Here is a 24,934-nt window from a genome sequence, read left to right as displayed (position 1 = left end):
TGCTATAGAGACGCAGGAGTCAGGGACGCAAGCGACTTCCGTCCCAGCACGTCAAGAGAATTGGGGAATGTTCGGATAGGCCTCGAGGACTGGCCCAAGCGCATCCTTGAGTGGCCCCAACCATGGTTCAAACGTCTGCCATTGCTCCGTTCCCTCACGATAGATCGGGCGACGGACCTGTTCCGAACTGGCGGTCCGCACCGCACGATCATTTTCGTGGAAACGCAGGCAGGACTCCTCGAACGGCAGGTCGAGCGCTGCGAGCAGCGCACGAATCTCGCTTTCACTGTCATCCACCATACGCTCATAAAATACCCGGTGGACCCGGCCGGGCAGAACCTCGTCGATATGGGCGAGATAACGCACATAATCGGCATAATATCGGCCCATGTCCTCAAGTCCGTAGCTGAAGGCCTGGCCGCGGGCGAAATGCTGTTTGAAATTCGAAAAGCAGCAGCCGAGCGGGTGGCGGCGTGCATCGACAATCTTTGCGTTCGGCAGGATCAGTTGGATCAGGCCCAGATGCGCCCAATTGTTGGGCATCTTGTCGATGAAGAAGGGACGCCCGGTCTTTCTCTGGATGCGTGTGCGTTCCAGATATTCCTCGCCCATTTCTCGAAGTTCAGCCGGTTCCAGCGCGGCGAGGCCGCCCGACCGCGTCCCAACGCGTGCCGCAAGTGCCGGAATATCCGGGAGTTCCATTGTTCCTTCCACCAGGCTGTGGCTGGCCAGGATCTGCTCTATGAGCGTCGACCCCGCTCTCGGCATGCCAATGACGAAAATCGGGTCGGGGGCAGCGCAGCCTTGACCTGCCCGCGCTGCAAAAAGGTCGGGTGTGAACAGGCTGATTGTGCGATCAACCTGTCGCTTGGTTTCATCTGCGTCATAGTCGAGTAACGTCCGCCGCAACCGGTTTCCCTCACTATAGTGGTGGAAGGATTCGCCTGCCTCCCCGCGATCTTCCAACGCCTTGCCCAAGGCAAAATGGAGATGAAAGCGATCTTCCTCAGACAGTTTGGGAAGATCGAAAGCGCCTTTCATTGCGGCAAGGTCATCGTCGCTGAAGGTTACCGTCTTGAGATTGGCAAGACTCCACCAGACTTCGCCCAAATGTGGCGCAATCCCAATGGCCCTTCGATATGCGGCAATGCTTTCGGCCTGGCGCCTTACGGTCTTGAGGACATGGCCATAGGACATCCAGACCTTGGGCTGATCAGGGTGTCTGGCCAACACCTGCTCATAAAGTGCAATGGCCTCATCATATTCGCCGATCCGGCCCATTGCGGCCGCTTTGAGATTGGCGTTCCCGGCGTGCGCCGGATCAATGGCCAGCAGCGCATCAAGTTCCGCAAGTGCTTCGGTCGTCTTCGTCTGGCGATACAGCACCATCGCAAGATTGGATCGCGCTGCGAGAAAACCAGGGGCCAGTTCGACCGCCCGCCGCAGCAGCGTCTCGGCGTCAGCAAGACGGCCGATCCGACCTGCCAATTCCGCAAGCATCCGGATTGCAGCAACGTCGAATGGATCAGCTTTCAGGTGTGCGCGGAGCAGCGGCTCGGCATCACTCAGTCGATTATCGTGAAGCGCCAGCGCGGCAGCCATCAACTGCGGATTGCGGAACTGACGGGAGAAGTCAGGCGCAGAAACACTCGCGGCGGCGCTCATGACCGTTCTGCCTGGATCACGGCATCAGCAGCACGGAGTGCCGCAAGTATGCGCATCAAATGGTGCAGGTCATGCACTTCGAGATCGACCACATTCGTGTGAAAAACCGGGTCCCTGGCGTCGAGGCGGATGTTGAGAATGTTCGCCTTGTGGCTGCCAAAAATCCCGGCGACAACAGCGAGCGAACCCGGCTCGTTCTTGACGACGACCGTCAGCCGCGCGGTTCCGCCGTCAGACCCGTCGCCCCAGGCAAGATCGAGCCAATCGGCATCGACACCGTCTGCAAGGCTGCCGCAGTCAATCGTGTGCACCTCGATGGCCTCATCCGGGCGGCGCAAGCCGACAATCCGGTCGCCCGGCACGGGATGGCAGCAGGGCGCAAGCGTGTAGGCAACACCTGGCGTCAGCCCGCGGATCGAAATCGCCTCCCTCTGCGGCAAGACCGACAGTGCCGCTTCCGATGCAGAGCCCGGCATGAGCGCCTCGAGCAGTTGCGCATCGCTGACCAGCTGGCGCGCTATCGCGATCATCAGTTCATTCTCATCCGGCAGCTTGAGACGCTTCATCGCTTCCTTCACCGCATCCTTGCCCAATTGTGCGGGCAAGCGCTTCACGATGTCGTCATAAATCTTGCGGCCCAGCGCGATCGATTCCCCTCGTTCCTTTTGGCGGACGAAACGGCGGATCGCCGCGCGCGCCTTGCCGGTTACCGCAAAGCCGAGCCATTGCGGTTGCGGCTCTTGCGCCTTGGATTTGAGGATCTGTACCTGGTCGCCATTCTCGATGGGCGTCCGCAGCGGCACGACCCGTCCGTTTATCTTGGCACCAACGGCCGTATCTCCCAGCGTCGTGTGGACTGCATAAGCGAAATCCACTGGCGTTGCGCCTTTGGGAAGCTGGATCAGTTCACCCTTTGGCGTGAAAGCAAAGATGCGGTCCTGATACATCGCCATGCGCGTATGTTCGAGCAGTTCTTCCGGGCTGTCAGCATGATCCAGGATTTCCACAAGATCCTGCAGCCAGCCTATCTGCGCGTCGGGCGTTTCGCCTTTCTGCTTGTAAGACCAGTGCGCCGCGACACCCCGTTCAGCCTGCATGTGCATGTCGATCGAACGGATCTGGATTTCGATCCGCATCTTTTCCGAATGGATGACTGATGTATGCAGCGATCGATAGCCGTTCCGCTTGGGCGTCGAGATGTAATCCTTGAACCGGCCGGGAACCATCGGCCAGCGACGATGAAGAATGCCCAATGCCCGGTAGCATGCCTCCACATCAGGGACGATTGCACGAAAGGCCATCACGTCGGACAATTGTTCAAAGCTGATGTGCCGCTCCGCCATCTTCTTCCAGATGCTATAGGGGTGCTTTTCGCGCCCGTAGACATTCGCCTCGATCCCCGCGCGCGACAGCAAAAGCTTGATGCCGGACCCGATGCGGGCGATCTTGTCCCCACCGCCTTCATTCAGCTGTTCCAGCCTTTTGGCGATCGAGGCCCAGGCGTCCGGCTCCAGTTCGCGGAATGCCAAGGTCTGCATTTCGTTCATGAACTGGTACATGCCGATCCGCTCGGCCAGTGGCGCGTAAATGTCCATTGTTTCACGCGCAATGCGCCTGCGTTTGGCTTCATCCTTGATGAAATGCAGGGTGCGCATGTTGTGAAGTCGATCGGCAAGCTTCACCAGCAGAACCCGGATGTCGTCCGACGTGGCGAGCAGGAACTTTCTGAGGTTTTCGGCCGCCCGCTCATTGTCGGTCATCGCCTCGATTTTGGACAGCTTGGTAACGCCGTCCACGAGACGAGCGATATCGGCCCCGAACTTTGTCTCGATCTCCTCGTGGGTCGTCAGTGTGTCTTCAATCGTGTCATGCAGCATGGCTGTCGTGATCGTCTTGTCGTCCAGCCGAAGCTCCGTGAGAATGCCCGCCACTTCTATCGGATGACTGTAATAGGGATCGCCTGACGCCCGCTTCTGCGACCCGTGCTTCTGCATCGAAAAGACGTAGGCGCGGTTGATCAGCGCCTCATCAGCGTCCGGATCGTATGATTTGACCCGTTCGACAAGTTCATATTGTCTCAGCACAGGGCCATGATGGGGTGGCCAAGGGGGCAAATGCAAGCCTGTTGTTGGCGCGCCCCCTCAGATCATCTATGGCCCGCGCCATGCTGGCCGATCATATCCTGTTTCTCGATGGCGAGGCCATCATCGTCGACAAACCGTCCGGGCTTCCGGTCGACCCCCCCAGGGACGGGTCCTTGAGCCTGGAAAACCACCTCCAGGCCCTGACGTTCGGGTTCAAGCGTTGGCCAACCGCTGTCCACAGGCTGGATCGCGATACCAGCGGCTGCCTGCTGCTTGCCCGAAACCCGAAAGCGCATGCCCGCTTCCAGCAGGCATTCGAGGCAAAGACAGTCGTCAAACATTACTACGCAGTTGTTGATGGCGTTCCCGAGGCGAAGTCGGGCGTGATCGACCTGCCATTGGCCAAACGCAGCACGGCAGAAGCGGGCTGGCGGATGGTGGTAGATGCAAAGAAGGGGAAGCCGGCCGTCACCGCGTGGGAGGTCGTTGGCGAACAGAATGGCCGGGCGCTGGTCCGCTTCATTCCCGAAACCGGAAGAACACACCAGATCCGGGTGCATGCGGCCGAGGGCCTGGGCCTGCCGATTGTAGGAGACCCGGTTTACGGATCACCCGGCGAACCCATGCTGCTCCACTGTGCCTTCCTCTCCATCCCCCGCGAAGGCAAGCCGCCCGTTGAAGGCAAGGCGCCTCTGCCCGAGAGCTTCGCCCAAGCCGGATTTGCGTTGCCCGCATAGGCGCGCTTGTTGGGGCATGGCACTGTCGTGTAGTGCTGTCGCCAATGAAGGCACTTTGCGATCCTGACAATGCCCTGGGCAGTGGACTTGCCGCCATTCGCTCGCAATTCAAGGTCCCGGCCGAATTCCCCCCGGACGTCGACGCGGCAGCAGAGCGCGCATCGCAACGCAAGCCAGATGGTCATGTAGACAGGACCGACCTCCCATTCGTGACGCTTGACCCCGCAACTTCAACCGATCTGGATCAGGCCTTCACAATCGAGCGCAGCGGATCGGACCTCATCCTGCGCTATGCAATTGCCGACGTCGCCTGGTTTGTTGGGGACGGCGACGCAATTGACACCGAAGCCTGGAAGCGCGGCACGACACTGTACCTTCCGGATGGCAAGGCGCGGCTTTACCCCGCGAGCCTGAGCGAAAAGGCCGCCAGTCTTCTGCCTGATGGGCAACGACCGGCAGTCGTCTTTACGGTGAAGGTCGATGAGGAAGGCAATGTCCGGCTCGACGGTGCTGAACGCGCCCTCATCCGCAGCACGGCAAAATTGGCTTATGACACCGTGCGAGATTCGGATTTGCCCCCCGATTTCGCCGAATTTGCCAGACGTATCGATCGCGCCGAGGATCGGCGCGGCGCAGCACGCGTGGATCCCCCGGAACAGGAAGTGGTCGCGCAAGGAGGCAATCGCTACCAGCTTCTCTTTCGGCCGCGCATGCCTTCCGAGGATCGCAACGCAGCACTTTCACTGGCGGCAAATCTTGCCATTGCGGATGCCTTACTGGTGCATGGAACCGGCCTGTTCCGTGTCATGGCAGGGCCAGACGACCGCGCGGTCAGCCGCTTGCGCAACACTGCAAAGGCTTTTGGATTGTCATGGCCAGCCAATGCGACCCTCACGCAATTTGAAAGGACATTGCAGGCAAGCAATCCAAAGCACGCGGCATTCATGCTGGCCGTCCGACGGGCTGGCAATGGCGCTGCCTATGCCCCCTATGCCGATGGTGTGGTGCCCTGGCATGCGGGCATTGCTGCAACCTATGCGCATGCGACGGCACCGCTTCGGCGTCTTGCCGATCGCTATGTGGTTCGTGCGACTCTCGCCATTGCAAATGGCCGCCCTGTCGAGACGGCTGTCACCGAAGCCTTTTCCAGGCTGCCCGAAGTCATGGCGCGGGCCGGCAATCTGGATGGACAGGTCGAACGCGCTGTGATCGATTTGGCAGAAGCGGTGATGCTGGAAGGCGACATCGGCCGCATCTTCCCGGCAATTGTGACCGACCTGGATGATCGGGGTGCCCGCATTCAGCTGCGCGACCTTCCCGTCGTGGCGCGGGTCGATGCGCACAATGTCGCACCCGGGGCAGATTTGCAGGTCAGGCTTGAATCAGCCCTGCCCGCGCAGCGAAGCGTGGTCTTTCAGCGCGTGTCCTGAAGCCACCTGGCCAACATTACGTTTTTTTCATGTTTGCGCCACCTCCGCGCAATGCCTGTTGGGGCAAATCACCTCTGCACCGAAGGGATTGTTCCTTCGAGCATTTGGAGATGATCGACATGAATATGAAGATGCTTGCACCCATCGCTGCCATCGCAGTCCTCGCTGCACCGGCCATGGCTGCGACCGCAAAGTCCGACAAGCCTGCCATGGCGGCGGCTGCAAAACCAGCAAAGCCTGCCAAGGCTCATGTCCAGAAGGCGAAGAAGGCATCAAAGCCTGCCAAGAAGGCTGCAAAGGCTGCTCCTGCCGCCGACACCGCAAAGTAATTCATCGCTGGCGCCATTCCCGAGGCGCCAACCCTTGAGCCGGGCCGCCAGTCTCCCCCACCCCCTTCCGTGCTGGCGGCCCGCCTCATTTTCGCTAGCGGTGTTTTAGCAACAACCGCTATGAGGTGCAGGTTCATCCTTTCCGACAGGTCATTCGCACATGGGTCGAAAAATTCTCATCATTGAGGACGACAATCATGTGGCAGACTATGTTGCCCGTGGCCTGCGCGAACATGGGCACACTGTCGATGTCGCCCCGGACGGGCGCGAAGGACTGTTCCTTGCAAGCGACGGCACGTATGATGTCCTCATCGTTGACCGCATGTTGCCTGTCATGGACGGACTTGCCGTTCTGAAGGCTTTGCGCAGTGCTGGCATAACGACGCCTGCGCTGATCTTGTCAGCCGTCGGGGCGGTCGATGACCGTATTGAAGGTCTGGAAGCCGGAGCGGACGACTATCTGGTCAAGCCTTTTGCCTTTTCTGAACTGCATGCGCGGATCGGGGCCTTACTGCGCCGTGCTGAACAACGAGATAGCGCGCGCGAGGAAACAACGATTCTCGTCGGCGACCTTGAAATTGATCTGCTCAAACGGCGCGCGCGTCGCGGTACCCGCATAATTGACCTGAAGCCCCGTGAGTTCAGCCTTGTCGAGTATCTCGCGAGGAACGCTGGTCGGATCGTCACGCGCACCATGTTGCTTGAACAAGTCTGGGATTACCATTTCGATCCGGGAACCAATGTAATCGACGTGCATGTGAGCCGGTTGCGGCGCAAGCTTGAGGCAGAAAGCGAAGCTCCGATCCTGCACACTGTCCGTGGTGCGGGCTACCGGCTCGAAGCATCCTGACGATGGCGTTGCGCGTGACGACCACACTGCGGATCGCCGTTATCTCAGCATTGCTGGCATTCGTGACTGACGCGGCGATGATCGGCTACGTGCGTTACACGACGCAGACGAGCGCCCTCGCTGATATGCGAGAAAGAGTAAGCGAAGAGGCGCAGGCATTGCATGATGCCGTTGAGGCGGCGCCTCCAGATCGGCGCGAACGCATGGTGCAGCAGGAAATCAATCAGGCAGACCAGGACTTCCTGGCCGGACTTTTCGATGCTTCCGGCCATCAGCTGATTGGCAATGTTCCCGCAAAGCTGCCCAGGGCGTTTCTGTTGAGCCAATCCTATGAGGTTGTATCCCTGCCGGGCACTGCAAGTGAATCCGCGCGCGAAGCTGGTCTGATCGCCCTCAGGCTGGATGGCAATGCGTCGCTGGTGACCGGACACAGGTTTGGAGATGCCCTATCCCAGGCCCACGCGCTGGAGCGTGCGTTGCTCCTGGCACTGATCTTTGCTGCTTTTCTGGGGGGCGTAACCGGGCTTGCGGTAGCATTCTACGTCAATCGGCGAGTCCGGGTTATGGTGCGGACGATAGACGGCATCGGCCGTGGCGATTTCACCATGCGACTTTCGAGCGGTGGCCGCCGGGACGGCTTTGACCTGCTGGCGACCCAGATCAATCTGATGCTCGATCGGATCGACCAACTCATGAAGGAGGTCCGCCTGCTGACCGACAGCCTGGCGCACGATTTGCGCTCACCCATCGGGCGCCTGCGAACCAAGGTTGAGCGGGCTCTGGCGCTTGACGACGAGTTGCAGCGCAGCGACCTGCTCAACAGCGCCTTGCTTGATGCTGACGCGCTGACCCGGCAGCTCACAACAGTCCTTGAAATCGGTCGCGCCGAGTCAATGAGTGGCACTGACCGATTTGAACAAATCGACCCTGTCCTGCTCGTTCGCGAACTTGGCGACCTGTTCGAGCCGGTGGCCGACGAGAAGGGCATTGCCATATCGGTCAATGTTCAAGAGTCACTCCCCGCGCCGCGCGGGCATCGGCAACTTTTGACACAGGCTCTTGGCAATCTCATCGACAATGCCATCTTGCACGCTGGTTCCGGCAGGTCCTTGAGCATTTTTGCCGAAGCGACGGCTGAAGGCATCGCCCTTGGCGTCGCTGATCGCGGGCCGGGAATTGATCCAGAGCAGCGCGCCGAGGCGCGGCGCCGCTTTGGCCGCCTCGATGCGTCACGCGGGTCGGAAGGTGCCGGCCTCGGTCTCTCGCTCGTGGAAGCCGTGGCCCATCTTCACCATGGGCGACTGCTTCTGGAAGACAACCAGCCGGGGCTGCGGGCCTCTTTGTTTCTACCGAAAGATTGAAAAAGAAGCGGCCACTCACAAAGCCCAGAAAATGGTGCTGCCGGTGAGGATTGAACTCACGACCTCAGCCTTACCAAGGATGCGCTCTACCACTGAGCTACGGCAGCACTGGACGTCTGGACCGCCCGTGTAGGCGCGGGCCTATGGACAAAGCATGTGGACGCGTCAAGGGACGACAGATAATCAGTCTCGATCATGACCAGTCCCAAAGATGAAAGAACCCGAAGACTTGCCGAAGCGCTCAGGGCGAATCTGCGCAAGCGCAAGGAAGGCGGACGTCAGGAAGCGGACCCGACCATTGAAACCGCACCACCTACAGGACCCAAAACTTGATCCGATCCGCCTGTCCTGATGTCATCGGGGCCGGTGCATTGTCCCCAACCCGGCCGTAATGAAAAGCGCCGTAGCTTCCCCCTCGACATCGGCCGTGTGCCATGCACCGGGCGGATTGATGACATATTCACCGGGGCCAATGGTCACGGTCGCCTTGCTGCCGTCCGCCATTTCCTGATGCAGAGTCATCCGGCCTTTCGTGCAGACCACGACCTCATGGCCGCTCGGATGACATTCCCACGATGTCCAGTCTTCCGTGAAGATATGGAGGCTGACCAGCCTTCCTTCGGCCCCATCCATCTCTGAGCGTGCAGAATAATCGGCATACCAATCCATTCCGGTGAATTCCGGCTGCACGACTGCCGTTGCTCCAAGTCCAAGATGGATCGGCTGCGAAAAGAGATTCGGCATCTTCAATCCTCAGTCATGGACTCACGAATCCGGCAAAAATGCCCAAAGTCATCCCGCGGCAGGCCCCATGACAAAAGCGTTGAGCTTGTTGCCGTCAGGGTCACGGAAATAGCCCGCATAAAATCCTTCGCCACGCGGCCCGGGGGCGCCCTCGTCGGTTCCGCCGTGGGCCAGCGCAATGTCGTAGAGACGATGAACCTGATCCCTGTCCTTCGCTTCCAGCGCAACCATCACGCCGTTCCCGACCGTCGCAGGTTTTCCATCGAACGGCTTGGTCAGACCAATCCCCGCCCCGCCGCCAGGCGTGCCCCATGCAATGAAGGTTTCGAAATCCATCATCCGGCCAGTGCCCATTTCAGCCGCGATGGCGTCATAAAACCGCGCCGCGCGCGGCAAATCGTCTGTGCCCAGCGTAACATATCCGATCATTCTCGCCTCCTCGAAAACTGTAGGAACATATAGAGAACATATCTCGGATTTGTCAAGCGATATTTATGCGCCCGATGCCGCAATCGTCGTCCGGTGGAGCAGACGGTGATGGCCGTCATACCCGCCGGTTGCAGCATGCAGCAGCGAACGATTGTCCCACATCAGAAGCATCTCCGGCTGCCAGCGATGTCGGTACTGGAATTCCTCGCGGCCTTGCCATTGGTAAAGTTCCAACAACAGCGGAATGGCTTCTGTATCGTCCATTCCTTCAATCCCGATGATGTAGCCAAAGCAGCTGAACAGGCCTTCACGACCCGTTTCGGGATGCTTGCGAACCATCGGATGAAGCTGGGTTGCTTCCGCGTCGCGAGACGGGCGAATGTCCATGGACCGTTTTGCCTTGTCACCCTCGCCGTAAAAGCCGTCTGGCGCATAGGCACGCTTCGCCGAATGAATTGCCATACGTCCATCGATTCGCCCCCGAAGAGCATCGGGCATTGCTTCAAGTGCAGCATGCTGGTTGGCAAAAAGCGTGTCGCCGCCGACCGGCGGAATCTTGATGCCATAGAGACAGGTGCCCGCTGGTGGCTGTGCCTGGAAGCTCCAGTCACTGTGCCAGTTCTCCGCGAACAATGGCGACGTCTCGTCGGCTTGGCGTTCTACCGCGATGATATGCTCGCGCCCCGGTACAGGCGCAATGAAAGGGTCATTGCCAAAGCCACCGAAGGCAAGCGTAAACCGCTCGAGATCATCGTCCGTCATCCGTTGATCCGGAAATGACAGTACGTGATGCTGGAGCCAAGCCTCCCGTATGGACGTAACATCTTCAGGCGCCAGCGGCTGCGAAAGGTCGATGCCGCGCACGGTTGCGCCGCATGCCTGTCCCGACGGAGTGATTTCAATCATGCACCACAACGTGGCACGAAATCTCCCCGGATTGAACTAATTTGTGGCCATCTCCGTCTCTTTGGCGGCCTGTGCCAGGGCCTCGGCCTTGTGCGCCAGTCCGACTGCGCGGGATTCATTGGTGCGTTCGAGGCGTTCAGCCATCTGAAGCCAGGTCAGACGAGCGTTCAGAAGACGCTCCCGCACGTTGACGAGATTTGTTGCTTCCGCTTCACGTGCACACTGGGCGGCGCGTTCCTGATAGAATTCAAGGGTCGACACTTGATTCCCTTTCCGTTCAAATTCAGCGCTTGAAACTGCGCCTCTGACTGGGACCCACACCCGGCGTACGCTCTCGAAAAACGATGCGGCCTTTGGTCAGGTCATAGGGTGTCATTTCGACGTGGACCCGATCGCCCACGACGGACCGGATACGGAACTTCCGCATCTTGCCCGCCGTGTAAGCGATAATCCGGTGATCATTTTCCAGCATGACGCCAAAGCGCCCGTCCGGGTAGATCTCGTCAATCTGGCCCTCGAGGGTCATAAGATCCTCTTTGGCCATAAGATCAGGCTGCCGAGAGGTTGACGGCGGATGCCTTGCCGTTCTTGCCGGTCTCAACCTCATAGGAAACGCGCTGTTCCTTGTTGAGTGTGACCATTCCGGCCCGCTCTACCGCGGAAATATGGACAAAGCTGTCGGCTCCGCCATCTTCGGGCTGAATGAAGCCATAGCCCTTGTCTGCATTGAAAAATTTGACTGTGCCGATAGGCATGATGCGTTTCCTTTCACGAAAACATTGGTGATCGCTCCCGCAAAAGCACGGGAACGATGCTGGGTCGTGTCGGAGAAAGCGCTGCCCCACCTCGGGAGCCTCAGAATTCGTCGGTGGCGACGTTAGCAAAACATCCTCTACACGCAAGGAAGCGAAAAGGCAAGGAAAGTCCAACCCTTGCCGCGACAGGGGCTTTCATTTGACAAAAGTCAATGAACTTCCTGGCGAACGCGCAGAACATCGGGCCAATTCAGAAATGGGTTCCGAAAGGCAGCGGCATGGTGACAATCACCTTCATCGAGCACGATGGAACGGCCCGAAAGGTGAATGCAACTGCCGGGCTGAGCGTTCTGGACAATGCCCAAAGCTTCAAGATTCCAGGCATTGATGGTGATTGTGGCGGATTCTGCGCCTGCAGCACATGCCATGTCTATGTCGAAGGCGGCTGGTTCGAGCGCCTCCCCCCGATGAGCGAACTCGAGCAGGAAATGCTGGTCTTGGTCCATGACCCAAAACCAAACAGCCGCCTCGGATGCCAGATCAAGATCGATGACGCCCTTGAGGGCCTCATCGTGCGCACACCGGTTCGCCAATAATTCCCGCATGATCAAAGGAGAATGATGATGACCGTGATTACGACCGAATTCGCGAAGCCGAAGCAGGATTGGCGGGTCACGATGACGCCCGACGACATCTATCGCAATCCGATGAGCATTGCCTGGTCATTCGACTATCTCATGTCGGGCGACAAGGTCGAGGATCTCTATCGTCGCGCCAAACAGCAACAATGGGATTCCGACACCTATCTTCCCTGGGACACTGAGGTCGATCCTTCAAAGCCCATGATCAACGACCAGACAGGCATGTATCACCGGATGCCGTTCTTTTCGAAACTGTCGAAGTCACAGCAGGAAACCTTTACGGCTCATTCCACGGCACAATTGCTGTCGCAGTTCCTTCATGGCGAACAGGGCGCCCTGATGACGGCGGCGTGCGTCACTCACTCTGTGCCGGACGCGACAGCCAAGCTCTATGCAGCGACCCAGACAATGGACGAAGCACGGCATGTCGAAGTGTATGCGCGTTATTGCGACAAAATTGCGATCATCTACCCGATGTCACCCTGGCTCAAGGCACTGATTGACGCCACATTGAAGTCTGACCGCTATGAAAAGGTCATGATCGGCATGAACATGATCGTGGAAGGTCTGGCACTTGGTGCCTTCAACAACATGTACCGCAACACCCAGTGCGAACTCCTGAAGAAACTGACCTTCAACGTGATGCGAGACGAATCACGCCACGTCTCGTTCGGCCATGCGTTTCTGGGACCAGTGATTGCAGAACGGCCAGAGGATGAAGTCGAGGATCTGGCCGACTTCGCATTTCAGGCGGTCAACATCCTCGCCCACAGCACGACAGCCGAAACCAACGCGAGCCGCGCAGATCCGGGCTTCATGCAAGTTCTGGAAAACAGCAATATCGACGCGAAGGACTTTTTTGCAGGCCTTGATGAAGCGGCCTCCATGGGCATCGCGCATGACCTGCCACCCGGGCAGATTCATTCGATGAAAGACCTGATGATGCCTGCCCTTGCCCGGGTCGGACTGCTGACACCAACGGCCCGCAAGAAATATGAGGACGCGGGCATTCCCGTCTTTGATGATCCCCGGGTCCTTCAGGCCATGGAGGGCGGCCACCCGATCGCCGCCTGATTTCCGTTCAGGCGAGCAGGCTGATCCCTGTCGCGGGCTGCGGCGGCTGCGCGACCGGGGCAGGCTTTGCCGCCTTGCTCATCCGGGCGTCGAGCAGTGCCTGCATCATCGTCTGTGCGGTTGCGACATCGCCGCTTTGGAGCGCCTGACCGACCTTGGCCAACGGACTCTTCGCATGTGTTGATTGGGGTACATGGAGGCCTGCAAAGGCGGTCTTTGCAGCCTCGAGGTCACCTGACTGCAGCGCAGTCTTGAGCGCCGAAAAGCCTTCGAGACCCTTTTTCCAGTTGCTTGTAGCATGCGCGTGAACCGCCGAAACCGAACCCGTCCCGCTAATACGCATATCCATTGCCGTCTCCATTCACCCAGTCGCTTGGTCCGGGTAAAAACAGGAAACGGCATTAACGGACGAGCATTAAATTTCAGCCCGGCTTATCCCCGCGTCAGCGGCGCACAGGCTGCCTCAAGCCAGACTCTTGCTTCGCCGTCCAATTGCGGTCCGACAATTTCGAGAACCTTGGCGTGATAATCGTCCCACCAGCGCAATTCGTCGCGTGTCATGATCTCGGTGTCGACGAGCGCACGCTCTATCGGAGCATATGTCAAAGTCTCGAAGCCGAGGTAATCACCCTCCGCGCCCTCGATTTCGCGGGGCTCCACGAGGATGAGATTTTCGATGCGAATGCCATATTCGCCGGTCTTGTAATAACCAGGCTCGTTTGAAATGAACATGCCAGCTGCAAGTGGCTCTTCCGTTCCCGCCTGACCGCCGGCAGAGGTAGCAATGCGTTGCGGGCCTTCGTGAACGGCAAGGAAACTGCCGACCCCGTGACCGGTGCCGTGCGCATAATCGACACCTGCAGCCCACAGAAACTGGCGCGCCAGCGTGTCCAGCTGCGTACCACGGGTTCCGACCGGAAACACTGCACGCGCCAAGGCAATATGCCCCTTGAGCACCCGCGTGAACCGGTCCTTCATTTCTGCAGTCGGCTCACCGGGTCCGACCCAGACCGTGCGTGTGACGTCTGTCGTGCCGTCGAGATATTGCCCCCCTGAATCGACCAGATAGATGCTCGACGGTTCGAGCGTGCGATTGGTTTCTTCCGAAACGCGATAATGCACGACGGCGCCATTCGGGCCGGCGCCGGAAATCGTATCAAACGACAGGTCCTTGAGCTTTCCGGTCGCCGCCCGAAAGGACTGGAGTTTCGCTGCTGCCGAGAGCTCAGTTACAGTCCCCTTAGGCGCCTCGACCGAAATCCAATGGAGAAAACGCGAGAGCGCCGCCCCATCGCGGCGTTGCGCCGCACGGTGGCCAGCCTGTTCGACCGGGTTTTTCAGGGCTTTTGCCAAAATAGTGGGATCGCGCAGCTCGACGACGGTCGCGCCCCCTGTTTGCAAGGCTGCAAAGATCGCCGAAACGGCATGCTCCGGATCGACCGCGATCTTCTTGCCGCTCATGGCTTTCAACGCCGGCGCAAAATCCTCGCGATCGTGAATACGCACGGAATTCCCCAGATGCTGGCGGACGGCGTCATCGATCTTTTCCGGCGCAACATAAAGGTCCGCAATCCCGTCTTGTCCGACCACCGCGAAACTGAGCGCAACCGGCGTCCGATCAACATCACTGCCGCGCACGTTGAACAGCCAGGCCACCGAATCGAGCGCCGAAACAATGGTCGCATCAAGTCCCTTTTCGGTCAGCCAATCCGAAACGGCAGCTCGCTTTTCCGCAGATGACTGACCGGAGAACTCATCGGGATGGACCGTCATCAAGGCCGGCGAAGGTGCAGGTCGATCGGTCCACACTGCATCCAGCGGGTTGCGCTCGACGGCGACAAGCTCAGCGCCTTTTTCGGCCAGTGCCTTGGTCGCCGTTTCGACCCATGTCTTGGTGTGAACCCACGGATCATATCCGATCCGTGCACCGTTTGCGGCATGGTCCTTGAGCCAGGCAGCAACGCTTGTCTTCGGGACAGACTGATACTGCCAATCCTTGCCGTTCACCTGCTCGCGCACCTGCAGCGTATATCGGCCGTCGACAAAGATCGCCGCTTCTTCCGGCAGAACCACTGCCGTACCCGCGGAACCGCCAAAACCGGTCAACCAAGCCAGACGTTGCGCATAGGCGCCAACATATTCGCTCATGTGCTCATCACAAATTGGCACGACGAAACCGTCAAGACGGTCCGCCTTCAATTGTTCGCGCAAAGCCTTGAGGCGATCTTCATAGGTGGACATGGCAAACTCTCAATTGTGTGAACGCGCCGATATAGGCTAGGCGGCGCGGTCATGAAAGCCTTGCCTAGAAAGTCCGCATGACAAATGACACCCCCCAACCACCGGTAGCCGCGCGACGGCCACATGTTTTTTCGCATCACGGGGTGGAGATCGAGGATCCGTACTTCTGGTTGCGGGATCAATCTTATCCCAAGGTCGACGATGCCGATGTCCTTGCCCATCTGAATGCCGAGAACGCTTATTTCGAAGCGCAGATGAAGCCCTACGCCCCGCTTGTCGAAACCCTGTTCCAGGAAATGAAGGCCAGGCTCAAGGAGGATGAATCCTCGGTCCCGCAAAAGGACGGCAATTATTTATATTGGCGGCGCTTTGAAAAGGGCGCGCAATACAAGCAATGGATGAGAAAGCCCGTCACTGGAGGCGCTGACCAGGTCATACTGGATGAAGCGAAGGAAGCCGAAGACACCGATTTCTTTCGGCTGGGCGAAATCGCGATCACTGAAGACGATCGGATCATGGCATGGTCATCTGACACCGACGGGTCGGAACGGTTCACCATCCATTTTCGAGATTTGGAGACCGGCGAGAATCTGACCGATACAATTCCGGGCACGCTTGGCGGCATGGTTTTCTCAAAGGACGGCCGGAACCTCTTCTACGGTCTGGTAAATGACAATTGGCGCATCGACCGCATCATGCGCCACACGATGGGAACTCCCGTCGCAACTGACCAAACCATCTACGTCGAATCCGATCCTGGATTTCAGGCCGGCGTCGGCATGACGCATGACCGCAACTGGATTGTCGTTGCCGTAGGCGACAATGAGACGAGCGAAGTCCGCCTGATACCATCAACCAACCCCCGTGCTGAACCGATCCTGGTGCGCGCACGGCAGAAAGGTATCGAGTATGACGTCGAGGCACATGGCGACACGCTGTTCATTCATACCAACGATATCAGCCCCCAATTCCGTCTCGTAACTGCATCGATTGCAAGTCCGGGGGAATGGGTCGAACGGATCGCGCCCTCGCCGACTTTCTACATGACTGACGTTACGACATTTGCTGACTTCTTCGTTGTAGAAGGCCGGGATAACGGCCTCGATCAGATTGAGCTCCACAGCTATGAGGGCGGCCCGGCGCGACGGATCGCCTTCCCGGAAGCGAGCTATTCAGCCGGCTTGGATGAAAACCCTGAATACGGCGTCTCAACCTTGCGGTTATCCTATGAATCAATGGTCACGCCTGACACAATCGCCGAGTATGACCTTGCAACGGGTGCTATGAAGACCTTGAAAGTACAGGAGATTCCCTCAGGATATGATGCCAGCCAATATGTTACGGAGCGCATCGAAATTACTGCGCGTGATGGGGTAAAAGTTCCGGTTTCAGTTGTTTACCGGAAAGACTTCAGAAAGGACGGGAATGGTCCCCTGTATGTCTATGGCTATGGTGCCTATGGCATTGCAATTCCGCCTGGTTTTTCGACCTTGCGGCTTTCGTTGCTGGATCGCGGATTCGCCTTTGCCATCGCCCATATTCGCGGAGGAGACGACCTTGGCCAGCAATGGCACCTCGACGGCAAGCTCACGAAGCGCACCAACACGTTCAACGACTTCATCGATTGCACACGTGGACTGATCGACCTCGGCTTTGCTCGACCCGGCCGGGTCGTTGCAGCAGGGGGCTCGGCTGGCGGGGAACTGATGGGCGTGGTTGCCAATATGGATCCAGGCTTGTGGGGCGCAATCGCGGCGCATGTTCCGTTCGTCGATGTGCTCAACACAATGCTCGATGCGTCCCTGCCTCTCACCCCTGGGGAATTCCCGGAATGGGGCAATCCCATTGAAGACAAGGCCGCGTTCGACCTGATCCGGAGCTATTCGCCCTACGATCAGGTCAAAGCGCAGGATTATCCGCCGATCCTGGCGACGGCAGGGCTCAACGACCCTCGCGTTACCTATTGGGAGCCGGCAAAATGGATAGCCAAGCTCAGGGCAACCAAGACCGATGCCAACATCATGCTCTTCAAGACCAACATGGGCGCAGGGCACGGCGGCAAATCAGGACGTTTCGAGAGCCTGCGCGAAGAGGCAGAAGAATTTGCGTTCTTTCTCTGGCAGTTGGGCATGGCAGAGCAATGAGGGCGTTTTCCCTCCGGATTACCCCGTCTACGGCCGACATTGATGAACTCGGCCATGTCAACAATGCCGTGTGGGTGCGCTGGATACAGGATGTTGCGACGGCGCACTGGAATGCTGTTGCCTCTGCCGAGCATGTGGCTCGCTGGATCTGGGTCGTGGTGCGCCATGAAATCGACTATCTGGGAAACGTCGGTGTCGGCGAAACCGTCATGGCGAGAACCTGGATCAGCGATCCGCCAAAGGGCGCCCGTTTCGATCGCAACATGGAATTCAGCAATGCATCCGGAAAGATTGTCGTGCGATCCAAAACCACCTGGGCGATTGTCGACAGGACAACTGGCCGAATCGCCCGCGTACCGCTCGATGTGGCCGAACCCTTCCTGGAGGACGCTTTCTGATCAATGCACTCAGCATCAACAAATGGCTTGCTGCAGTGGTTTCCATTCCACCCCCGAATGTCCTAAGCGAAGTCCATGCCTCCTGATCTAAGCACTGAGCTGCCCAGCAAGACTGACTTTGCGATCATGCGGCGATTCCTGCCATATCTATGGCCAAAGGATCACCCTGGGTTGCGCGCACGGATCGTCGCCGCGCTCTCGCTTGTCCTTATCTCAAAGGCCGTGCAACTGAGCATGGGCTTCCTTTATGCAGCAGCAATAAATCGGATGAAGCCGGGGCTGGAGGCTGCCGCAAGCATCGCGATTGCGCTTGTTCTCGCCTATGCCGGAGCGCGTTTCGCCGGCGTCCTTTTCGACAATATGCGCAACATCGTATTCGAACGCGTTGGTCAGGATGCGACGCGACGTCTTGCCGTCAATGTCTTTGCACATCTTCACCAGCTTTCACTCAGGTTCCACCTCAGCCGACGCACAGGTGCAGTAACCAAGGTGATTGAGCGCGGCACCAAGAGCATCGATACGATGCTATATTTTCTGCTCTTCAACATAGCACCTACCGTGGTGGAACTGGCCGCCGTCACAGCAATATTCTGGACGAAGTTCGGCATCGGCCTTGTCGGGGCGACTCTGGCGATGGTTGTGTGCTACATCGTTTTTACCCAGCGCATCACCGACTGGCGCAACAAGCTTCGTGCAGAAATGAACGAGCTTGATACAGCCACAGTGTCTCGCTCAGTCGACTCACTTCTGAATTATGAGACTGTCAAATATTTCAACGCGGAAGCCCGCGAGACCGAGCAATATGGCCGCGTTGCCAAACGATATGCGGATGCGGCAGTCAAATCGGAAAACTCGCTGGCACTGCTCAATGTCGGGCAGTCGCTAATCACGAACGTGATGATGGCCGGAGCCATGGGCTTTACCGTCTGGGGCTGGTCGGTGGGCCGCTTCAGCACGGGAGACGTTGTACTGGTCAATACCTTGCTTGCGCAATTGTTCCGCCCGCTCGACATGCTGGGGATGGTCTATCGAACGGTCAAGCAAGGACTGATCGACATGGAAGCCATGTTTGGCCTGATCGACACACCGGCAGAGATAAAGGACAAGGCTGACGCAACCCGCCTGGCCATTGCCGGAGGAGCTGTCTCGTTTGAAGACGTTTATTTCAGCTATGAAGGCGATCGCCCCATTCTGAACGGGGTCAGCTTTGCGATTGCGCCCGGCAAGACACTCGCCGTGGTTGGGCCATCAGGAGCAGGCAAGTCGACGCTCGCGCGTCTGCTGTTCCGCTTCTATGATGTGACTGGCGGTCGCATCCTGATCGACGGACAGGATATCCGCGATGTCACGCAATCGAGCCTTCGTGCGGCGATTGGCATCGTGCCGCAGGATACCGTGCTGTTCAATGACACAATAGGTTACAACATCGGGTATGGCCGTGAGGGCGCAACGCAAGAGGCGATCGAGACAGCCGCTCGAGGTGCAGCGATCCACAGCTTCATTGCTGCCCAGCCACAGCAATATGATACACCGGTCGGCGAGCGGGGCCTGAAACTTTCCGGCGGTGAAAAGCAGCGCGTCGCGATCGCTCGCACATTAGTCAAGGATCCCCCCATTCTGATTCTGGATGAGGCCACGAGTGCTCTGGACAGCCGTACGGAGGCCGAGATTCAGGATACGCTGGCTGAAGTTTCCAGACAACGGACGACAATCATCATTGCCCACCGCCTTTCGACAATTGTGGATGCCGACGAGATTGTGGTGCTTGAATCAGGGCGCGTCGCAGAGCGCGGCAATCACGCCGCATTGTTGCGCAAAAATGGTCTTTATGCCGAAATGTGGGCCCGCCAACAGGCTGAAAGCGATGAAGGCGCCGAAGCAGCCTGATTTTGTTCAATAAGGAGTTTGATTGATGAGTGACGTGCGTGTTGAAGGTTTTACAGCTGATCGCTTCGGCGCCGTTCGCGAGGTTTTTGCGAACAATCTCGCATCGGGCGCAGATCTCGGGGCCTCATTTTGCGTCACTGTCGCAGGAGAGACGGTCGTCGACCTGTGGGGCGGTCATGCGGATGAAGCGCGCACGCGACCGTGGGAGCGGGACACTATCGTCAACGTCTATTCTACAACGAAGACAATGACGGCGCTGACGGCATTGCTTCTTTCCGATCGCGGTGAGCTTGATTTTGACGCGCCTGTCGCTCGCTATTGGCCGGAATTCGGAGCCTCTGGCAAACAGGGTGTCAAGGTCAGCCACTTGATGAGCCACTCTGCCGGTCTTTCGGGTTGGCGTGAAACGATTGCCAAGGAGGACCTTTATGATTGGGAGAAGGTCACGTCGCTCTTGGCAGCCCAAGAACCATTCTGGGAAGCTGGTACGGCCGCCGGTTATCACGCCGTGACGCAAGGCTACCTCGTGGGAGAAGTGGTTCGCCGCGTTACAGGAAAATCTTTGGGCACGGTCTTCCGTGAGGAAATAGCGGCACCCCTTGGCGCGGATTTTCATATCGGCCTGCCTGCGTCCGAAGACAATCGCGTGGCCGATTTGGTCCCGCCTCCACCGGGCGCCGGAATCTCTGCCATTGCAGCGGATTCGCTTGCGGCCAATATGGCCAACAATCCCGGGATCGATGTGCTTGCGACCCGGACGCGCGCATGGCGCGGCGCCGAAATCCCTGCAGCTGGCGGTACAGGAAACGCTCGCTCGGTTGCTGCAGTCCAGAGTATCCTGGCTAATGGCGGCACCATTGGAGGCCAGACTTTCCTCTCTGAAGCCGGTTGCCGAAAAGCGCTGGAGCTGCAGATCGAGGGGAATGATCTCGTTCTTGGCATTCCAGTGCGTTATGGCTTGGGCTTTGGCTTGCAGGGCGGATTGGTCCCCCTTCCCAATTCAAGCTGCATGTATTGGGGTGGTTATGGCGGATCGCTGGTGATCATCGACATGGAATCGCGCAGCTGCCTCGCGTATGTCATGAACCGGATGGAAGGAACCACCAGCGGCGACATTCGGGGCTTCAGCCTTGCGATGGCAGCCTGGCAAGCCATGACAAGCTGACGCCTTTACCAGGGCGTGCCATCCTTGTGACATTGCACACCTCGAGCGGCATCAAGGTGCATGTCGATGTCTGGATAAAAGCAGTCCGAAGCCGATGGGTTGCCAATCGCTATGTAAACGCAATCCTTGTCGCTCCGGTTGATGAGGCAATGGCCGTTCCCATCATTTTTCGGGAAAGCGGCGCAATCGCCCGCTCGCATCGGCGTTTCGCCATTGTCATCGACCAGAACGGCCTCGCCGGATAGCATCACGACAAATTCGTCTTCGCCAACATGCCAATGCCTTTGGGCAGACCAGGCTCCGGGCTTCAATGTCACATGGCTGACGCCGAAATCCTCAATCCCAGAAGCTGGAGCAAGCCTGCGATACCACCGCTCCTTCACCTGACTGGCATAGACGGGAGGATATCCCGTCTTGTTTGTCTGCTCGATCATATCCAGATTGAGTTTGGGCATCAGCCTTCCCTTTGCAATTGCGTCTACTCAAGCTAGGCGGAGCAAATGACTGACGCAATCCGGCTGGCTCAGGACCTGATCGCTGCTCCCAGCGTGACACCCGCTACGGGAGCTGTTTTTGACATCCTGGAATCGGCCTTGCGGCCTCTTGGTTTTGAGGTTGATCGATTTGTTTCCGGTGAAGCGCCCGACGGCCCCGTAGAGAATCTCTTTGCAACGCGTGCGGGCTCAGAGGAAGGTCGTCATCTTGCCTTTGCCGGGCATCTGGACGTGGTGCCGCCCGGTCCAGGCTGGACCAGCGACCCATTCAAGCCAGAAATACGCGGAAACCTGCTCTATGGGCGTGGAGCAGTCGATATGAAATCGAGTATTGCCGCTTTCGTGGCAGCCGTGCCGAAGGAGCAGGACGGCCGCATAAGCCTTATCATCACGGGAGATGAAGAGGGCCCGGCAGTGCATGGCACGGTTGCATTGATCGATCATATCAAGGCCCGGAATTTGATTCCCGACTTGTGCGTGGTGGGCGAACCGACGTCCGTCAATCGATTGGGCGATATGATGAAGATCGGACGACGTGGCTCCGTCAACATCTGGATCAGCGTGCCGGGTGTTCAGGGACATGTTGCCTACCCCCATATGGCGGACAATCCGATTCCGAGACTGGTCCGCATCCTGTCCCAGATCGATGCCATATTGCTTGATGACGGAACGGATTGGTTCCAGCCTTCGAACATTGAAGTCACCGATATTGAGGTCGGCAACCCGGCAACAAACGTAATTCCGCCACTGGCGCGGGCTAGGCTGAGCATTCGCTTCAACAGCCTGCACACGGGCCAGGATCTGGTTGACCGGATCTCGGAGATTGTCCGTACGGAAATTCCGGAAGGCGAGGTGAAAGCGCGGATTTCGGGCGAGGCCTTTGTGACACTTCCAGGTGAATTGAGCGATCTTGTGGCCAGTTCGGTTGAAAAGGTGATTGGGATCCGGCCCGAGCTTTCGACGACTGGCGGCACATCGGATGCCCGCTTCCTTTCCCAGATCTGCCCTGTTGTCGAATTTGGCCTTTGTAACGCAACCATGCACAAGCTCGACGAGGCCGTCGCACTGGACGACATCCGGGAACTGACCAAGATCTATGCCGAGATTATCGCCCGCGCCTCAGAATGAGGTAGAGTGCCCCTGCGCCACCGTGTCTTGGGTGAGCGCCTCGGATAGCTGCAATATGTGCCGAATGCGGCGATGCAGCGAGCCAATCCTTCACTGAAGCACGAATGACACCGCGCGTAGTGGGCGGCAGACGTGGATTGTCTGTCGCTGCCTTGCCTGTAATGAGCAGCAGGATTCGCGCTTCATTCCGGATGGCAAGGGCCAAAGCCCTGTTGAGCTTGACATGCGCGCTCGCCAGCGTTTCGCCATGAAGATCGATTGTAAAATCCGGTTCGAGCCTCCCTTTTGAAAGCCGCTTGTCCCACCCGCCGTCCAGCGTGTTGGCAGAATGCGGTTTGTGCGTCGCCCCTGCGACGGCAATGGCCTGTTTGACGTTTGGGCGCCTGCTTCTCACCTGGGCCCCTGCTTTGGCAGGGGCGACGGGTCGCTCAGCCTCCTGAGGTTCCCGCGGCCCGGCGCGACTGACCGTTTCCGTCACACGCCGCCAGACAGCCCGTTCCTCAGGGCTGAGGCGGCGGGACATTGGCCTGTTCCTGTGCAATCCTGGCAAGCGTGCCAAGCGGAAGGAGGATGAATGCTGTGCCACGTGCTGCCATCCCGCCGGCTATTGCTCGGGCGCGGACGCCAGCGCCCCAGAATGTATCGAATCTGTTGCTGCCCTTGATTGCCCCCCCGGTGTCTTGCGCAACCCAGAGCCCGGTCGCTTCAAGTCGGTCCATTGAAAGATAAACGGGCGCGCCGAGTGGCACAAAGCTGGGGTCGGCTGCAACGGTGGCATTGCCGGTAACGGGCAAGCCAAGCGCGCCAATCGGCCCCGGACCGGTCAGTTCCTTGAAGAAGACCCAACTTTTGTTTTCGCGCATGATTGCTCGGCCCTCATCGGGATGATCGTGCAGCCAGTTGATGATTCCCTGCATTGAGGTCTGGTCAGGACCAAGCAACCCTCTGTCCCGCATCAGCCTGCCGATACCAGTATAATCTCGTCCATTCTGACCATCATAGCCGATTCGCATGATGCTGCCGTCAGGCAGTTTAAGCCGCCCCGATCCCTGGACCTGAAGAAAGAAGAATTCGGCTGCATCGGCTGCCCAAGCGATCTCCAATCCTCGGCCTGCAAGAGCGCCTTCCTCTATTTCTGTCCGGTCAGCATAGGGCACAAAGGACTGACCCTTCACACGACCGCGGATCTTCTTGCCTTTGAGTTCGTCTGAAAACAGTCCCAGGTCGACATCGATCAGATCGTTCGGACGCTTGTAAATTGGCACTTCATAGCCAGGGCCCTGAGTTCGAGAACCAACAATTTCGGGTTCATAATAGCCTGTCGCAAAGCTCTTGCCGTCTCCAATCTGAGCGGCTTCGAAATTTGTCGCAAAGAACCCGGTTGCATCTTCGCTGCGCCAGCTTGCAGCGGCAGCGCAGGCCGGGCGCCAATCTTCTGCGCGGGTAAGCCCAGATTGGTCCGTGCGGCGGATTAGTGAAGGGCAGGAAATCCGAAAAGCCTGCAAGGCACGGTTTGCACTCGCGTTGTCCAATTGGGGCATGTCGACTGCGATAACACCCGCAGAGCGGGCGTTGGGCCCTGGTGCAGGCGCGACAACTGGCTTTGGCGGGATTGGAATGTTGGGTATCGGCTTTGCGGTTGCACCTGCACTTTGCGGGGGTCGCCCATTAGGTACAATCCGGGCTCCACACCCGGCAAGTGCCAGAAGCATTGCAATGGAAATGAGTGCGCGGGCAGACATACCCGTAGTCTTAGGCTGCTTCGTCGGTATCCGTCAAAAGCCAGTTTGGATCCGAGGAGCGCAAGTTGCGCGCGAAGGTCCATGCATCGTGCGTCGGAACGGCATCCGTAAGCGACCCCGCAACGACCTTGCCCTCGGTATCTCTGGTGACGGCCGCGATATCGGCATCGAAGCGCACCGTGATCTCTGCAGTACCATTGCTGAACTTAGCATCCGCAATCACAGCCCGTTCGATCCGGACCATGCGATTGTCGAGCACATGTCCCTGAGCAGCGCGCTCTGCAATGTCTTCGCCAAAGGCTTGCCGAACCTCTTCCGAAACATAGGGCCGATAATCCTCTTCCTTGCCGGCCCAGAATGCCTCGAGAATGAGTCGATAGGCCTGTTTGGCACCGTCGAGGAAATCTGCCGCGCTGAAATTGCGATCCGCGGCAGATATCGCGCGCAACCCGGCTTCAGCACCAGCAACATGCTGTTCCTCAGGGACTATTGACGGACCGTCTCGCGAGTCCTCAATGGCCGGAACGATGGGTCGATCCCGCACCAGATCTTCCGCCGGTCGCGACAATGGCTGCTCATGCCCAGTACGCTTGCCGAGCACTGCATAAAGCCGAAGTCCCAAAAAAAGGGCGATCATGGCAAAGATGATAATGCCGATCATGATGTCTCCAAGGCGATCAAGATCATTACATAGGCGTGACAACCGCTGGATTCAAATCACTTTCGCGGA

At 58.3% G+C, this 24,934-nt stretch carries 26 protein-coding genes and 1 tRNA gene; 12 read left to right on the top strand and 15 right to left on the bottom strand.

The window, feature by feature from the left end:
- Positions 1-51: 51 nt before the first annotated feature.
- Positions 52-1,665, bottom strand: a complete 1,614-nt coding sequence (locus tag K0O24_RS09895; protein ID WP_425514730.1) for a sulfotransferase family protein — start codon at positions 1,663-1,665, stop codon at positions 52-54.
- Positions 1,662-3,749, bottom strand: a complete 2,088-nt coding sequence (locus K0O24_RS09890) for a RelA/SpoT family protein (protein ID WP_219892576.1) — start codon at positions 3,747-3,749, stop codon at positions 1,662-1,664. Before K0O24_RS09890 ends, K0O24_RS09895 begins: the two co-directional genes overlap by 4 nt.
- A 68-nt stretch (positions 3,750-3,817) precedes the next feature.
- Between K0O24_RS09890 and K0O24_RS09885 the strand changes: the two genes are divergently transcribed.
- The 5 genes from K0O24_RS09885 (at position 3,818) to K0O24_RS09865 (ending at position 8,456) form a co-directional block, all read left to right on the top strand.
- A complete protein-coding gene (locus K0O24_RS09885; RefSeq protein WP_246610946.1) occupies positions 3,818-4,486 on the top strand; it encodes an RluA family pseudouridine synthase in 669 nt (222 codons plus the stop codon).
- Between the two features lie 44 nt (positions 4,487-4,530).
- Positions 4,531-5,916 (top strand): RNB domain-containing ribonuclease, encoded by a 1,386-nt coding sequence (locus tag K0O24_RS09880; protein ID WP_219892575.1) that lies wholly within the window; start codon positions 4,531-4,533, stop codon positions 5,914-5,916.
- A gap of 119 nt (positions 5,917-6,035) precedes the next feature.
- Positions 6,036-6,245, top strand: a complete 210-nt coding sequence (locus K0O24_RS09875; protein WP_219892574.1) for a hypothetical protein — start codon at positions 6,036-6,038, stop codon at positions 6,243-6,245.
- Between the two features lie 160 nt (positions 6,246-6,405).
- Positions 6,406-7,095 (top strand): winged helix-turn-helix domain-containing protein, encoded by a 690-nt coding sequence (locus K0O24_RS09870; RefSeq protein ID WP_219892573.1) that lies wholly within the window; start codon positions 6,406-6,408, stop codon positions 7,093-7,095.
- Positions 7,096-7,109: 14 nt separating this feature from the next.
- Complete coding sequence (locus K0O24_RS09865) at positions 7,110-8,456, top strand: sensor histidine kinase (protein ID WP_219892572.1); 1,347 nt, start codon at positions 7,110-7,112, stop codon at positions 8,454-8,456.
- A 32-nt stretch (positions 8,457-8,488) separates the two neighbouring features.
- Here the strand turns inward: K0O24_RS09865 and K0O24_RS09860 are convergent.
- The 7 genes from K0O24_RS09860 to K0O24_RS09830 all read right to left on the bottom strand — a co-directional run bounded on the left by K0O24_RS09860 (position 8,489) and on the right by K0O24_RS09830 (position 11,290).
- A tRNA-Thr gene (locus K0O24_RS09860) sits at positions 8,489-8,563 on the bottom strand.
- 247 nt (positions 8,564-8,810) lie between these two features.
- A complete protein-coding gene (locus tag K0O24_RS09855) occupies positions 8,811-9,200 on the bottom strand; it encodes a cupin domain-containing protein (protein ID WP_219892571.1) in 390 nt (129 codons plus the stop codon).
- Positions 9,201-9,248: 48 nt separating this feature from the next.
- Complete coding sequence (locus K0O24_RS09850) at positions 9,249-9,629, bottom strand: VOC family protein (protein ID WP_219892570.1); 381 nt, start codon at positions 9,627-9,629, stop codon at positions 9,249-9,251.
- A 63-nt stretch (positions 9,630-9,692) separates the two neighbouring features.
- Positions 9,693-10,535, bottom strand: coding sequence for a TauD/TfdA dioxygenase family protein (locus tag K0O24_RS09845; RefSeq protein WP_219892569.1), 843 nt, complete (start codon positions 10,533-10,535; stop codon positions 9,693-9,695).
- Positions 10,536-10,571: 36 nt separating this feature from the next.
- A complete protein-coding gene (locus K0O24_RS09840) occupies positions 10,572-10,796 on the bottom strand; it encodes a hypothetical protein (RefSeq protein WP_219892568.1) in 225 nt (74 codons plus the stop codon).
- Between the two features lie 22 nt (positions 10,797-10,818).
- Entirely contained in the window at positions 10,819-11,079 is a 261-nt protein-coding gene (gene infA / locus K0O24_RS09835) for a translation initiation factor IF-1 (protein WP_219892567.1), read from the bottom strand.
- A 4-nt stretch (positions 11,080-11,083) separates the two neighbouring features.
- Positions 11,084-11,290 (bottom strand): cold-shock protein, encoded by a 207-nt coding sequence (locus K0O24_RS09830; RefSeq protein ID WP_219892566.1) that lies wholly within the window; start codon positions 11,288-11,290, stop codon positions 11,084-11,086.
- Positions 11,291-11,502: 212 nt separating this feature from the next.
- On the opposite strand from K0O24_RS09830, the gene K0O24_RS09825 reads away from it, so the two are divergent.
- Together K0O24_RS09825 and K0O24_RS09820 are read left to right on the top strand one after the other, a co-directional pair.
- The gene (locus tag K0O24_RS09825; protein WP_246610945.1) at positions 11,503-11,886 is read left to right on the top strand and encodes a 2Fe-2S iron-sulfur cluster-binding protein; all 384 of its coding nucleotides are present in this window, start codon (positions 11,503-11,505) and stop codon (positions 11,884-11,886) included.
- A 21-nt stretch (positions 11,887-11,907) separates the two neighbouring features.
- Positions 11,908-13,005, top strand: a complete 1,098-nt coding sequence (locus K0O24_RS09820; protein ID WP_219892565.1) for a ferritin-like domain-containing protein — start codon at positions 11,908-11,910, stop codon at positions 13,003-13,005.
- A gap of 7 nt (positions 13,006-13,012) precedes the next feature.
- Here the strand turns inward: K0O24_RS09820 and K0O24_RS09815 are convergent, their stop codons facing one another.
- Together K0O24_RS09815 and K0O24_RS09810 are read right to left on the bottom strand one after the other, a co-directional pair.
- Positions 13,013-13,354 (bottom strand): hypothetical protein, encoded by a 342-nt coding sequence (locus tag K0O24_RS09815; protein WP_219892564.1) that lies wholly within the window; start codon positions 13,352-13,354, stop codon positions 13,013-13,015.
- An 83-nt stretch (positions 13,355-13,437) separates the two neighbouring features.
- Positions 13,438-15,246, bottom strand: coding sequence for an aminopeptidase P family protein (locus K0O24_RS09810; RefSeq protein ID WP_219892563.1), 1,809 nt, complete (start codon positions 15,244-15,246; stop codon positions 13,438-13,440).
- Positions 15,247-15,323: 77 nt separating this feature from the next.
- On the opposite strand from K0O24_RS09810, the gene K0O24_RS09805 reads away from it, so the two are divergent.
- The 4 genes from K0O24_RS09805 to K0O24_RS09790 all read left to right on the top strand — a co-directional run bounded on the left by K0O24_RS09805 (position 15,324) and on the right by K0O24_RS09790 (position 20,840).
- Positions 15,324-17,390: a S9 family peptidase gene (locus K0O24_RS09805; protein WP_219892562.1), complete on the top strand. Its 2,067-nt coding sequence runs from the start codon at positions 15,324-15,326 to the stop codon at positions 17,388-17,390.
- Entirely contained in the window at positions 17,387-17,788 is a 402-nt protein-coding gene (locus K0O24_RS09800; RefSeq protein WP_219892561.1) for an acyl-CoA thioesterase, read from the top strand. Before K0O24_RS09805 ends, K0O24_RS09800 begins: the two co-directional genes overlap by 4 nt.
- A gap of 75 nt (positions 17,789-17,863) precedes the next feature.
- On the top strand, positions 17,864-19,675 hold the full coding sequence (locus K0O24_RS09795; RefSeq protein ID WP_219892560.1) for an ABCB family ABC transporter ATP-binding protein/permease: 1,812 nt from the start codon (positions 17,864-17,866) through the stop codon (positions 19,673-19,675).
- A gap of 25 nt (positions 19,676-19,700) precedes the next feature.
- Positions 19,701-20,840, top strand: coding sequence for a serine hydrolase domain-containing protein (locus tag K0O24_RS09790; RefSeq protein ID WP_219892559.1), 1,140 nt, complete (start codon positions 19,701-19,703; stop codon positions 20,838-20,840).
- Positions 20,841-20,845: 5 nt separating this feature from the next.
- On the opposite strand, the gene K0O24_RS09785 is transcribed toward K0O24_RS09790, so the two are convergent.
- Positions 20,846-21,295, bottom strand: coding sequence for a cupin domain-containing protein (locus K0O24_RS09785; protein ID WP_219892558.1), 450 nt, complete (start codon positions 21,293-21,295; stop codon positions 20,846-20,848).
- 45 nt (positions 21,296-21,340) lie between these two features.
- Between K0O24_RS09785 and dapE the strand changes: the two genes are divergently transcribed.
- The gene (gene dapE, locus K0O24_RS09780) at positions 21,341-22,462 is read left to right on the top strand and encodes a succinyl-diaminopimelate desuccinylase (protein WP_219892557.1); all 1,122 of its coding nucleotides are present in this window, start codon (positions 21,341-21,343) and stop codon (positions 22,460-22,462) included.
- Here the strand turns inward: dapE and K0O24_RS09775 are convergent.
- From K0O24_RS09775 to K0O24_RS09765, 3 genes are read right to left on the bottom strand one after another with little or no spacing between them, the layout of a single operon-like run.
- Positions 22,440-22,985 carry a Smr/MutS family protein gene (locus tag K0O24_RS09775; protein WP_219892556.1) on the bottom strand — a complete coding sequence of 182 codons (546 nt, stop codon included), beginning with the start codon at positions 22,983-22,985 and terminating at the stop codon, positions 22,440-22,442. The two genes, dapE and K0O24_RS09775, sit on opposite strands and share 23 nt — an antisense overlap.
- Positions 22,963-24,204 (bottom strand): murein transglycosylase A, encoded by a 1,242-nt coding sequence (mltA, locus tag K0O24_RS09770; protein WP_219892555.1) that lies wholly within the window; start codon positions 24,202-24,204, stop codon positions 22,963-22,965. Before mltA ends, K0O24_RS09775 begins: the two co-directional genes overlap by 23 nt.
- A gap of 10 nt (positions 24,205-24,214) precedes the next feature.
- Entirely contained in the window at positions 24,215-24,865 is a 651-nt protein-coding gene (locus K0O24_RS09765) for a Tim44/TimA family putative adaptor protein (protein ID WP_219892554.1), read from the bottom strand.
- Between the last annotated feature and the right edge of the window lie 69 nt (positions 24,866-24,934).

The sequence above is a fragment of the Aquisediminimonas profunda genome (assembly GCF_019443285.1).
Lineage (GTDB): Bacteria > Pseudomonadota > Alphaproteobacteria > Sphingomonadales > Sphingomonadaceae > Aquisediminimonas > Aquisediminimonas profunda.
This window is presented reverse-complemented; position numbering and strand designations above follow the sequence as displayed.